Source organism: Buchnera aphidicola (Kurisakia onigurumii) (assembly GCF_039394605.1).
In the GTDB taxonomy this organism is placed as follows: domain Bacteria; phylum Pseudomonadota; class Gammaproteobacteria; order Enterobacterales; family Enterobacteriaceae; genus Buchnera_I; species Buchnera_I aphidicola_B.
Window position 1 is genome coordinate 330157 of record NZ_CP135033.1, and the last position, 11628, is coordinate 341784.

The following is an 11628-nucleotide window of genomic DNA, read 5'->3' on the forward strand; positions in this document are numbered from 1 at the left end:
ATAAATTTTAAATTGAATAATAAAAAAATGAAAATAAAAAATATTAAAAATAATATAAAAAAAAAAATATCTTTACAAAAAATTTATATTGAAGGAGATGAAAATCATTTAAAAATAACTGCTATAGGAGATATTTTTCAAAACATGTCATCTTTAAAAAGACAAAAATCTATTTATTCTTGTTTAACGAAATATTTTGAAAAAAAACGTATACATGCTGTAACTATACATGCTTATACAATTTCTGAATGGAAAAATATATAATATAAATTAAAAATATTAAAATTTTTGAACAAATATTTAATTTAATTAAAATTTTTAAACAAATAAATATCAATTGAAATATATAATTTAACATATTAAAAATTATTTACAAAATAATTTATAAATTATAAACAAATAATAAAAATTAAATGTTATAAAAATATTAAAAAGTAAATTATACAATAATATATTATGTTAATAACAATATCATTGATAATAAAAAAATTTTATTTATTATAAAATAATTAGTTTAGTTGTGAAGAATAAAAAAAAAGATTATAATTTATATAATTTAAATTTATTTATACAATTAAATAGAAATTCCAAAAATAGCAGTATATTTTTAATACAAAATATATAAAAAAATTATATAAAAGGATTAATTTATGTATGCAGTTTTTAATAATGGCGGAAAACAATATAAAGTATCCGAAGGAGATATTATTAAATTAGAAAAATTAAACTATGAATCTGGAAAAAAAATTAAGTTTAAAAAAATAATGTTAATTTCTGATGCAAAAGAAATATATATTGGAAAACCATATTTATTAGATACAAATATAGAAGCTTTAATAGAAAATCATGGAAAAGGAAAAAAAATAAAAATAATAAAATTCAATTGCAGAAAACATTATAAAAAACAACAAGGTCATAGACAATTTTTTACACAAGTAAAAATAATAAAAATTAATTATAATAAAAAATTATAGGTTAAAATATGGCACAGAAAAAAGCTGGTGGTTCTACTAGAAATGGTAGAGATTCAAAATCAAAAAGATTAGGTGTTAAAAAATTTGGAAATGAAAAAGTAATTTCTGGAAATATCATTATCAAACAAAGAGGTACAAAATTTCATCCTGGATACAATGTAGGTTGCGGAAGAGATCATACATTATTTGCTTTAACAAATGGTATTGTAAAATTTACAAAAAAAGGAATAAACAATCGAACCTATGTAAATGTCATTCATCCAAATTAATAAAAAATATTTAAAAAAAATAAAAATATATATATAATTTTTCTACAATAAAAAAATAAAAATATATTAAGTAAAAATAAAATACAGAGAAAAAATGAAATTTATTGATGAAGTGGTAATAAATGTGTCAGCAGGAAAAGGAGGAGATGGTTGTATTAGTTTTAGAAGAGAAAAATTTATACCAAAAGGAGGTCCCGATGGAGGAAATGGAGGAAATGGAGGTAATATTTGGATAAAAACAGATTCTAATATTAATACTTTATCTCACTATCAATTTAAAAAAAAATTTAAAGCTGAAGATGGAGAAAAAGGTAAATCAAAAAATTGTACTGGTAAAAATGGAAAAGACATAATAATTAACGTACCTTTAGGCACAAGAATATTAGAAAATAAAAACAACCAATTAATCAGTGATATGATTTCTAAAAATAAAAAAATATTATTAGTACAAGGAGGATGGCATGGTTTAGGAAATACAAGATTTAAATCTTCTACAAATAGATCTCCATACAAAAAAACCAAAGGTAAGTGTGGAGAAGAAAAAGAAATAAAATTACAACTAATGTTATTAGCTCATGTTGGAACTTTAGGATTGCCTAATGCAGGAAAATCTACTTTAGTAAATAGTATTTCTTCAAAAAAAAATAAAGTTGGTTCTTATCCATTTACTACATTATTTCCTTCTTTAGGTGTTGTTTATACAAATAAAAAAAAAAATAATTTTGTAATTGCTGATATACCAGGATTAATCAAAGGAGCTCATACAGGATTAGGTTTAGGATATAGATTTTTACAGCATTTAGAACGTTGTCAAATATTAATTCATATAGTTGATTTAAAACCAATAGATAAATCTGATCCGTCAGAAAATATTAAAATAATATTAAATGAATTAAAAAAGTACAGTAAAAAATTATATTCAAAAAATAAATGGATTGTTTTTAATAAAATAGATTTATTTGATTCGAAAAAATTGAAAAAAAAAATAAATAAAATTCTAAAAAAAATTGATTCTGTAGAAAAATATTTTCTAATATCTGCTAAAAAAAAAATAGGTACTAATTTTCTTTGTTCTAATATACAATATTATATTAATAAAAAAAATAAAATTAATTTAAAAAAAATATAAATTTATATAAATATATTTTTATATTTAAGAAAATATTTTTTTTTCAACCCGGATATTCTATATCTCGCGTTGAAAAAAATGTATTAAAAAAATTAACGCTTAGAAAATTGAGGTCTTTTTCTTGATTTTCGAAATCCTACTTTTTTTCTTTCCACTTTTCTAGAATCTCGTGTTACATATCCTGATTGTCTTAATATCAATTTAAAAGTATTATCATATTGAATTAATGCTTTTGTAATACCCTGTCTAATAGCTCCTGCTTGTCCTGATATACCTCCCCCTTTTACAGTAATATATAAATTTACTTTATCAATCATTTTTACTAATTCTAAAGGTTGATATATAATCATACAAGAAGTTTTTCTTCCAAAATATTGTTCTAAAGTACGTTTATTAATAGTAATTAAACCATTTCCTAAACTTAAAAAAACTCTTGCAGAAGAACTTTTTCTTCTTCCTGTTCCATAGTTTTTCATATAAAATTTTTACCTACAAATAAATAACAATTATATTTTTAAAAAAATAGGATTTTGTGACTGATGATTATGATTTTCAGTTGAAAAAATTTTTAATTTTTTTAACATATTTCTACCTAATATTCCTTTAGGTAGCATTCCTTTTACTGCTAAGTAAATTATTCGTTCAGGATACATGGATAACATATCTTGAAATTTAATTTTTTTTATACCTCCAATATATCCAGTATGATGATAATAAATTTTATCGTTTTGTTTTTTTCCAGTTACTAATATTTTTTTAGCATTAATTACAATTATATAATCTCCATTGTCTAAATTTCTAGAATATTCTGGTTTATTTTTACCTCGTAAATAACTTGCAATATTACTAGATAATCTTCCTAATATTTTATTAGTAGCATCAACACAATACCAATTTTTTTTTACTAATTGTTTGTGTATTATACTTTTTTTCATTGAATAATCCTTTGAAAAATTCATTTTAATTACAAATATATATATATAATTTCATTCTAATAATTTATAAAAATGTATTAAAAATAATTTGTTTGTATTAAAATTAAAAATAATAACATGATCAATTTTATAATAAAAGTACATTTTTGAAACATATTAAAAATAAAACATAAACTATAATAAAATATTTAAAATTGTTTTAAATATTTTTTATAATTTTTTAAATTTATTAAATAATAATTTATATACGATTTTAAAAATTATTAATAAAACATAATTTTTTTTAAAAAAGGAAAAGATAAAATATGTATGAGAAATATGATATAAATAAATTTCGAAATGAAATCGATTATATTGATAATCAAATCATTAAATTAATATCAAAAAGAATGAAAATTGCAAAAAAAATAGCAAAAAAAAAAATATATTCTAAATTAGAAATTAAAGATTTTACTCGTGAAAAAAAAATTTTTAAAAAAATACAAAAAAATTCAATAAAATACAAACTAAATATACTTTATATCGTTAATATTTTTAAAATAATTATTGAATATTCTAAATTAATACAAAAAAAAATATTTTTTGACATAAAAAATCTTTCTAAAAAACAATATATTGCATATCTTGGACCTAAAGGATCCTATTCATATTTAGCTACAAAAGAATATATTAAAAAAAATAAATTTAAAAAAATGCACAAACAAGATTGTATTAATTTTCAAGAAGTAATTACGAAAGTAGAACAAGAAGATACAATTTTTGGTATTCTTCCGATAGAAAATAAGTGTTCTGGATATATACAAGAAATATGTAATTTACTGTTTGATAAAAAAATATTTATTTTTGATCAAATATATATTCCTATAAACCATTGTTTATTAGGAAACAAAAATACAAAAATTCAAACAATTAAAGAAATATATACACACATTCAACCTTTTCAACAATGCAAAAAATTTTTTAATCAATTTCCTAAATGGAAAATTCGATATGTCTCTAGTAGTTCATATGGAATGAAAAAAATAAAAAATTATCCAAATACAAATATAGCTGTAATTGGAAATGAAATATATGGAAAAAAATATGGTTTACAAATTATTAAAAATAATATATCAAATATTATTGATAACCATACTCGATTTATAATTATTTCTAAAATAGAAAATAATATAAAAATTAAATTAAATTTTCAAACATCAATATTTTTTACTATTAATAAAGATACAAGTAAACTTTTTAAAATTTTTAAAGAAATAAAAAAAAATAAAATTGAATTACAAAAAATAAAAGTTTATCCTATAAAAAAAAATCCTGTACAAGATTATTTTTATTTAGAAATGATACATCATAAACAATCAGAAAAAATAAATATTTTTTTAAAAAAATTAGAAAAAAATACTATTTTCATGCAATATTTAGGTTCGTATCCAATTATATAATTATATAAAATGTAATAATGTTACATTAATATAATAATTAAAACATTTAATATCGATAAAATATTTTTTTGTAATATTTATATAAAAAAATAAATTTAGTACAAAATAAAAAATTAATAATATGTATAAATTGTTTATTTTTTTTCAAATAAATTAAAAATGTAAAAAGGATTATATGTTTAAAAACTTAACTAAAAGATTAACAAATATTTTTAATAAAATATCTAATCATGGAATGATAACTGAAAAACATATTCAAGATACTTTACGAGAAGTTAGAACAGCTTTGTTAGAAGCAGATGTTGCACTTCCTGTAATTAAACGATTTATAAAGAATATTAAAAATATATCTATTGGTAAAAAAATAAATAAAACTCTTACACCAGGACAAGAATTAATAAAAATAGTAAAAAAAGAACTAATTTCTTGCATAAATAATAAAAATTATTTACTAAATTTATCTACAACACCTCCTGCTATTATTTTAATTGTAGGATTGCAAGGCATGGGAAAAACTACTTCTGCAGCGAAATTAGGATTTTTTATAAAAAATAAAATAAAAAAAAAAGTTTTAGTATCTTCAATAGATATTATGAGACCAGCAGGTATTGAACAATTAAAAATTTTGTGTCAAAGCGACAAAATTGATTTCTTTCAACCCCATTTTTCTAAAAATATTCTAAATCGATCTAATGAAATATTAGAGTTTTCAAAAAATAATATGTATGATGTATTAATCGTTGATACATCAGGAAGAATGCACATAAATACTGAGATGATGGAAGAATTAAAAATTGTACATAATTTTTTTAAACCTATTGAAACAATATTAGTAATTGATTCCATGATTGGTCAAGATTCAATTAATATTGCAAAAAATTTTAAAAAATATATTGAACTTTCAGGTTTTATTATCACAAAAATAGATGGAGATTCTCGAGGAGGTGTAGCTTTTTCCATATGTGAAATGACTAAAAAACCTGTAAAATTTTTAGGAATTGGTGAAAAAATACAAGATTTAGAAATTTTTAATTCTGAAAAAATAGTTAATAGAATACTTGGAATGGGAGATGTATTATCCATAATAGAAGAAATTGAAGAAAACTTTAGTTTAGTTCAAAAAAAAAATTTTGAAAAAAATAATAAAAGAAATAAAAAATTTAATCTAAATGATTTTTTATTACATTTACAACAAGTAAAAAAAATGGGAAATTTAAAAAATTTAATAGATAAGATGCCACAAAATAGTTTTATGAATAATAAAAATTTAGATCACAATATTAATAGTAATGTAATTAACAAATTTTCTTCTATAATATTATCAATGACATTAAAAGAAAGAAATCATCCTGAAATTATAAAATTTTCTAGAAAAAAAAGAATAGCACTAGGATCTGGTGTAAAAATACAAGATATTAACATTATGTTAAAACAGTTTACAAGTATTCAAAAAGTTATTAAAAAAGTAAATAATGGCAATATAACTCAAATTTTTAAAAATATAAAAAATTTTTTTAATTAGTAAAAATTTATCAATTCAACATATAATTAATTTAATAAACTTTAATATTATAAGGAAAAAAATATGATTAAAATTAGATTAGCAAGACATGGAGTAAAAAAAAAACCTTTTTATAAAATTGTAATAGCAAGAAGTCAATCTCCTAGAGATGGTAAATTTATTGAAAAAATAGGATTTTTTAATCCTTTTTCTAAAAATATTAATACAAAAATTTCAATTAATATGGAAAGAATACAATATTGGACACAAAAAGGAGCAAAATGTTCAGAAAGAGTAAAAAATTTATTAAAAAATATAAAAAAGTGTAATTCTATAAAATGAATTTAAATGAAAATAAATATATTATAGTGGGAAAAATACTTAAACCATATGGAATACTAGGATGGTTACATTTATTTTCTTTTACAGAAAAAAAAAAAAATTTATTTAAATATCATCCTTTATTAATAAAAAAATTCATTAGTAAAAAAAAATATATATGGAAAAAATTATTAATTCAAAAATGGAAAATATATAAAAAACAATTTATTATAAAAATAAAAAAAATTAATGATAGAACAGAAGCAGAAAAATTTAATACAATTAATATTTTTATACATGAAAAAACATTACCAAAATCAAATGATACAGAATATTATTGGAAAGACATAATAGGATGTACTATTTATAAAAAAAATAAAAAAATAGGATTAGTTTATAAAATAACAAACAATACTATTTATGATATTTTAATCGTAAAAGTTCAATATATGGAAAATAATAACATAAATATTAAATATAAATATATTCCGTTTATTGAAAAAAAAATCATTAAATTAGTTAATATAAAAAAAAAAATAATCTTAATTGAATAATTTTTTTAAAAAAAATATATATAAAATATGATAATAATAAATATTATAAGTATTTTTCCAAAAATGTTTAAAGCTATTACAGAATATGGTCTAACTAGAAAAGCTATACAAGAAAATATTCTTAAAATAAATTTGCTTGATTTACGAAATTATTCAAATAATAAATATCGTAATGTTGATGATAAACCTTATGGTGGAGGTCCTGGAATGTTATTATCTCCAATCCCATTAAAATCAGCTATTACATGTGCAAAAAAAAAATCTATAAAACCAATAAAAGTAATTTATTTATCTCCTCAAGGAAAAAAAATAAATAATAAAAAAATTTTTCAATTAATTAAAAATAAATCTTTAATTTTAGTATGCGGTCGATATGAAGGAATTGATGAACGCATTATTATTACTGAAATTGATGAAGAAATTTCTATTGGAGATTATGTATTAAGTGGAGGAGAACTAGCAGCAATGGTTCTGATTGATGTAATAACTAGATTTATACCTGGGGTTATAAAAAAAAAAATATCTTTACAAGAAGAATCATTCATAAAAAACAGATTAGATTATCCTCAATATACCAGACCTCAAGAAATATGGGGAATAAAAGTTCCAAAAATTTTATTATCTGGAAATCATCAAGAAATTAAAAAATGGAAAAAAAAAAAATCTTTACAAGCTACTTGGATTAAAAAACCTGAACTATTAAAAAAAATAAAACTGAATAAACAAGAAAAAAAAATAATAAAAAAATTAAAAACTTAAATTTAATAAAAAGAATACAAAATTATGAATAAAATAATTCAAAATATTGAAATTAATCAAATGAAAAAAAATATTCCTTTTTTCCGATCAGGAGATACATTAGAAATTAAAGTATGGGTAGTAGAAGGAGAAAAAAAAAGAATACAAAAGTTTTCAGGAATAGTTATTGCTATTAAAAATAGAAATTTAAATTCTTCTTTTACAATTAGAAAAATTTCTAATGGGGAAGGAGTGGAAAGAGTATTTCAAACTCATTCACCAGTTATAGAAAATATAAAAATATTAAGAAAAGGTTTAGTGAGAAAATCTAAATTATATTATTTACGAAATAAAACAGGAAAAAATGCAAAAATTAAAGAAAGATTATAGTAATAAATAATATTTAAACTAATGTATATTACAAATATAAATAATTATGCAGTATTATATCACTGCATTATTATTTAAATCAAATGATTTTAACACTAAATTAATTTAAATAATTAATTTAGATATAAACATTATAATTATTTTGTACCTCCTACAGTTAAAGAATCTACTTTAACAGTTGGTTGTCCTACACCTACAGGAATACTTTGTCCATTTTTTACACATATACCTACACCTGAATCTAAACATAAATCATTCCCAATCATCGATATATTATTCATTACATGTATACCAGAACCCATTAACATGGTTTTTTTTACAGGATATAAAATTTTTCCATTTTTTATTAAATACGCTTCTGAAGTAGAAAAAACAAATTCTCCTGAGGTAATATCGACTTCACCTCCTGAAAAATTTTTAGCGTATATTCCATATTTTACACTTTGAATAATATCATCTGGATTTGTATTCAAATTTGGTAGCATATATGTATTTGTCATTCTAGGCATAGGAATATGTGCATAAGATTGTCTTCTTGCATTTCCTGTAGATTTTTTTAATCCCATTAATCTTGCATTTAATTTATCGTGCATAAAAGATTTTAAAACTCCATTTTCAATTAAAATATTATATTGCCCTGGAGTACCTTCATCGTCTATATTAATTGATCCTCTTCTTAAACTAACAGTTCCATCGTCAACTACAGTACATATATTTGAAGCTATTTTTTTTCCTATTTTATTATTAAAAATAGATGTCCTAGATCTATTAAAATCACCTTCAAGTCCATGACCGACTGCTTCATGCAACAAAATTCCAGGCCAACCTGGTCCTAAAACCACAGGGAATGTTCCTGAAGGAGTTTCTTTAGATGATAATTTAACCAAAGCTATTCTTACAGCTTCTTTTGTCCAAAAATCAACTACACTATCTCCTGAAGTGATTTCATCTTTTAAAAAAAAATTGTAATTACTTCTTCTACCTCCACCCATACTTCCGGTTTCAATTTTTCCTTTTTCTTCAACACGAACATTGATAGAAAGGTATGTCAACGGACGTGTATCTGTTGTAAACATGCTATCAGTTGATGCAATCAAAATATTTTCATAAGAACTACTAAGATATGCAGTAACACTTTTTACACGTGGATCAAAATTTCTAGCTATCTTGTCTATCATATATAATATTTCTATTTTTTTTTCATTTGTTAAACTATATATTGGATTTTTATTTTCATAAAATAAAGAATTGTTACATTTAATAAATGGTTTCAGAATATTTTTCTGATTTTTGTTATTCAAACAAGATACTATATCTTTAGTAATCGAATTTAAAGAACATACAGAAATTTCATCAGAATAAGAAAAAAAAGTAGAATTGTTCTTTATTAACCGTAATCCTATACCTTGATCAATATTGAAATTACCTTCTTTTACGATTCTATCTTCTAAAAACCAAGATTCTTCTATTTTTTTTTGAAAATATAAATCTGAATATTCTATTTTTTTTTGACATACATCTGTTAATATAGAAAAAACATTATTTTTAGAAATATTATTCTTATTTAAAAGAGTATCAAATGCTATATCATTTTTCATAATTACTTTTCCAATAAGGATTTGTACCATATAAAATATGTATTTTTTTTTCAAAACAAATTATAATTTTATTTTGTATGCGTATTTATACTGAATAAAAACAATATATTTTTTTAAACATTGGAAATCAATTAAGTTACATATGAATATTAAATTTAATGTTTTACTGATAAATGGTCCTAATTTAAATCTATTAGGAAATCGTGAAATTAATATATATGGTAATATATCATTAACTGAATTAATAAAAAAATTAAAAAAAAAATCAAAACAAAATAATATTAATTTATTTGATTTTCAATCTAATTCAGAATCTAAATTAATTAATAAAATTCATGAATCCAAAAATATAAAAATAGATTATATTATTATTAATCCTGCAGCATTTACACATACTAGTATTGCATTAAGAGATGCTTTATTAGCAGTTAATATTCCATTTATAGAAGTACATATTTCTAATATTTATTCTAGAGAAACTTTTCGTTCTAATTCATGGTTTTCAGATATATCTCAAGGAACTATAACAGGTTTAGGAATTGATTGTTATTTTTGGGCTTTAAAAACTATTTCTAATAGATTAAAAAATACTTCTAAATAATACTTATTAAAAATATTATATACTGATCAAAAATTAATATTTGTGATCAGTACATAAAAATAATTATATTAAATATATATTAAAATACTAATTTATTTTTTTTAAATTATAAATTAAATTCATTAAATCTTTAGGTAAACTTATTTCCCATTTCATTTTATTTTTAGATATAGGATGTAATAAAGATATTTTTTTCGCATGTAATGCTTGTCTATGAAAATCATAAAAATAAAAATTATATTTTTTACTATTTTTAGATATAATTTTTTTATAAATTCCGTTACTACCTTTATACAAACTATCTCCTACTATAGGATGATGAATATAATCCATATGAACTCTAATTTGATGAGTTCTCCCAGTTTCTAAAATAACTTTGATATGAGTATAAAATTTTAATCTTTTAATTACTTTATAATGCGTAATAGCATTTCTTCCTTGTTTGCTAACACACATTTTTATTCTATGAACCGGATGTCTATTTATTTTTTCTATAATTGTATTATCAAAAAAAATTAGACCATGCACAATAGCTTCATATTCTCTTGTAATTTTTCTATTTTTTAAATCTTTTTTCAAAATAAAATATGATTCTAAAGTTTTTGCAATTATTAATAAACCTGAAGTATTTTTATCTAATCTGTGAACAATACCTGATCTGGGAATATATTTTAAAAAATCATATTTTTCCAATAAAATATCTAGTAATGTTCCTGTATAATTTCCATGTCCATGATGCATAACTAAGTTTTCTGGTTTATTAATTATTAATAAATATTTATCTTCATAAATAATATCAAAAAATATTTTTTGTTCTTCAGGAAAAATTTTTTTTTGTTGTTGAATATTAACAACCACTAAATCTTGAATAAATATTTTTTTTTAGGATAAAAACATATTATGCTATTTATAGTTACATATCCGTTTTTAATACATTTTTTAAAAAATGATCTGGAATAATTTGAAAAAAATAAAGACAGAAAAACATCTAAACGTTTTTTATGAAAAATTTTATTTAATACTATTGTTTTTAATATCATTTTTTTAATATATAAATAATTTATATGTTGACTGTTTACTTTAAAACAAGCAAAAAGTATATAAAAATACAGTATGTAATATTAATTATATTATAAAATAAATAAATTTCTTTCAATTAAAATTATTTTTTTTTAATAA

Annotated in this window: 15 protein-coding genes; 11 read left to right on the plus strand and 4 right to left on the minus strand. The window is 20.0% G+C overall.

Features of this window, described 5'->3' with window-relative positions; genetic code table 11:
* Positions 1-12 precede the first annotated feature (12 nt).
* The 4 genes from RJU59_RS01450 (at position 13) to cgtA (ending at position 2372) form a co-directional block, all read left to right on the plus strand.
* Positions 13-264 (plus strand): BolA/IbaG family iron-sulfur metabolism protein, encoded by a 252-nt coding sequence (locus RJU59_RS01450; RefSeq protein WP_343128442.1) that lies wholly within the window; start codon positions 13-15, stop codon positions 262-264.
* 386 nt (positions 265-650) lie between these two features.
* Entirely contained in the window at positions 651-974 is a 324-nt protein-coding gene (rplU, locus tag RJU59_RS01455; protein ID WP_343155040.1) for a 50S ribosomal protein L21, read from the plus strand.
* Positions 975-982: 8 nt separating this feature from the next.
* Positions 983-1243, plus strand: coding sequence for a 50S ribosomal protein L27 (gene rpmA / locus RJU59_RS01460; protein ID WP_343155041.1), 261 nt, complete (start codon positions 983-985; stop codon positions 1241-1243).
* 94 nt (positions 1244-1337) lie between these two features.
* Positions 1338-2372 carry an Obg family GTPase CgtA gene (gene cgtA, locus RJU59_RS01465; protein WP_343128445.1) on the plus strand — a complete coding sequence of 345 codons (1035 nt, stop codon included), beginning with the start codon at positions 1338-1340 and terminating at the stop codon, positions 2370-2372.
* Between the two features lie 92 nt (positions 2373-2464).
* Here the strand turns inward: cgtA and rpsI are convergent, their stop codons facing one another.
* Together rpsI and rplM are read right to left on the minus strand one after the other, a co-directional pair.
* Complete coding sequence (gene rpsI, locus RJU59_RS01470; protein ID WP_343128446.1) at positions 2465-2848, minus strand: 30S ribosomal protein S9; 384 nt, start codon at positions 2846-2848, stop codon at positions 2465-2467.
* Between the two features lie 30 nt (positions 2849-2878).
* Positions 2879-3307 carry a 50S ribosomal protein L13 gene (gene rplM / locus RJU59_RS01475; RefSeq protein ID WP_343155042.1) on the minus strand — a complete coding sequence of 143 codons (429 nt, stop codon included), beginning with the start codon at positions 3305-3307 and terminating at the stop codon, positions 2879-2881.
* 305 nt (positions 3308-3612) lie between these two features.
* Here rplM and RJU59_RS01480 point away from each other — a divergent pair, with 305 nt between their 5' ends.
* From RJU59_RS01480 to rplS, 6 genes are all read left to right on the plus strand, one after another.
* Positions 3613-4746, plus strand: a complete 1134-nt coding sequence (locus RJU59_RS01480; protein WP_343155043.1) for a prephenate dehydratase domain-containing protein — start codon at positions 3613-3615, stop codon at positions 4744-4746.
* A 175-nt stretch (positions 4747-4921) separates the two neighbouring features.
* Positions 4922-6268, plus strand: a complete 1347-nt coding sequence (gene ffh, locus RJU59_RS01485; protein ID WP_343155044.1) for a signal recognition particle protein — start codon at positions 4922-4924, stop codon at positions 6266-6268.
* Between the two features lie 63 nt (positions 6269-6331).
* A complete protein-coding gene (gene rpsP / locus RJU59_RS01490; protein ID WP_343128450.1) occupies positions 6332-6589 on the plus strand; it encodes a 30S ribosomal protein S16 in 258 nt (85 codons plus the stop codon).
* Entirely contained in the window at positions 6586-7122 is a 537-nt protein-coding gene (rimM, locus tag RJU59_RS01495; RefSeq protein ID WP_343128451.1) for a ribosome maturation factor RimM, read from the plus strand. Before rpsP ends, rimM begins: the two co-directional genes overlap by 4 nt.
* Positions 7123-7152: 30 nt before the next feature.
* Positions 7153-7881, plus strand: a complete 729-nt coding sequence (gene trmD / locus RJU59_RS01500; RefSeq protein WP_343155325.1) for a tRNA (guanosine(37)-N1)-methyltransferase TrmD — start codon at positions 7153-7155, stop codon at positions 7879-7881.
* A 24-nt stretch (positions 7882-7905) separates the two neighbouring features.
* Entirely contained in the window at positions 7906-8250 is a 345-nt protein-coding gene (gene rplS / locus RJU59_RS01505) for a 50S ribosomal protein L19 (protein ID WP_343128452.1), read from the plus strand.
* Between the two features lie 137 nt (positions 8251-8387).
* Here the strand turns inward: rplS and tldD are convergent, their stop codons facing one another.
* Positions 8388-9848, minus strand: coding sequence for a metalloprotease TldD (gene tldD / locus RJU59_RS01510; protein ID WP_343155045.1), 1461 nt, complete (start codon positions 9846-9848; stop codon positions 8388-8390).
* Between the two features lie 142 nt (positions 9849-9990).
* Between tldD and aroQ the strand changes: the two genes are divergently transcribed.
* Complete coding sequence (aroQ, locus tag RJU59_RS01515) at positions 9991-10449, plus strand: type II 3-dehydroquinate dehydratase (protein WP_343155046.1); 459 nt, start codon at positions 9991-9993, stop codon at positions 10447-10449.
* Positions 10450-10536: 87 nt separating this feature from the next.
* Here the strand turns inward: aroQ and RJU59_RS01520 are convergent, their stop codons facing one another.
* Positions 10537-11307 carry an RluA family pseudouridine synthase gene (locus RJU59_RS01520; RefSeq protein ID WP_343128455.1) on the minus strand — a complete coding sequence of 257 codons (771 nt, stop codon included), beginning with the start codon at positions 11305-11307 and terminating at the stop codon, positions 10537-10539.
* Positions 11308-11628: the final 321 nt, after the last annotated feature.

Bases quoted from the DNA above. Each gene is read 5' to 3' on its own strand.
- rplU (WP_343155040.1), top strand. From the start codon at position 651: ATGTATGCAGTTTTTAATAATGGCGGAAAACAATATAAAGTATCCGAA.
- rpmA (WP_343155041.1), top strand. From the start codon at position 983: ATGGCACAGAAAAAAGCTGGTGGTTCTACTAGAAATGGTAGAGATTCA.
- cgtA (WP_343128445.1), top strand. From the start codon at position 1,338: ATGAAATTTATTGATGAAGTGGTAATAAATGTGTCAGCAGGAAAAGGA.
- rpsI (WP_343128446.1), bottom strand. From the start codon at position 2,848: ATGAAAAACTATGGAACAGGAAGAAGAAAAAGTTCTTCTGCAAGAGTT.
- rplM (WP_343155042.1), bottom strand. From the start codon at position 3,307: ATGAAAAAAAGTATAATACACAAACAATTAGTAAAAAAAAATTGGTAT.
- RJU59_RS01480 (WP_343155043.1), top strand. From the start codon at position 3,613: ATGTATGAGAAATATGATATAAATAAATTTCGAAATGAAATCGATTAT.
- ffh (WP_343155044.1), top strand. From the start codon at position 4,922: ATGTTTAAAAACTTAACTAAAAGATTAACAAATATTTTTAATAAAATA.
- rpsP (WP_343128450.1), top strand. From the start codon at position 6,332: ATGATTAAAATTAGATTAGCAAGACATGGAGTAAAAAAAAAACCTTTT.
- rimM (WP_343128451.1), top strand. From the start codon at position 6,586: ATGAATTTAAATGAAAATAAATATATTATAGTGGGAAAAATACTTAAA.
- rplS (WP_343128452.1), top strand. From the start codon at position 7,906: ATGAATAAAATAATTCAAAATATTGAAATTAATCAAATGAAAAAAAAT.
- tldD (WP_343155045.1), bottom strand. From the start codon at position 9,848: ATGAAAAATGATATAGCATTTGATACTCTTTTAAATAAGAATAATATT.
- aroQ (WP_343155046.1), top strand. From the start codon at position 9,991: ATGAATATTAAATTTAATGTTTTACTGATAAATGGTCCTAATTTAAAT.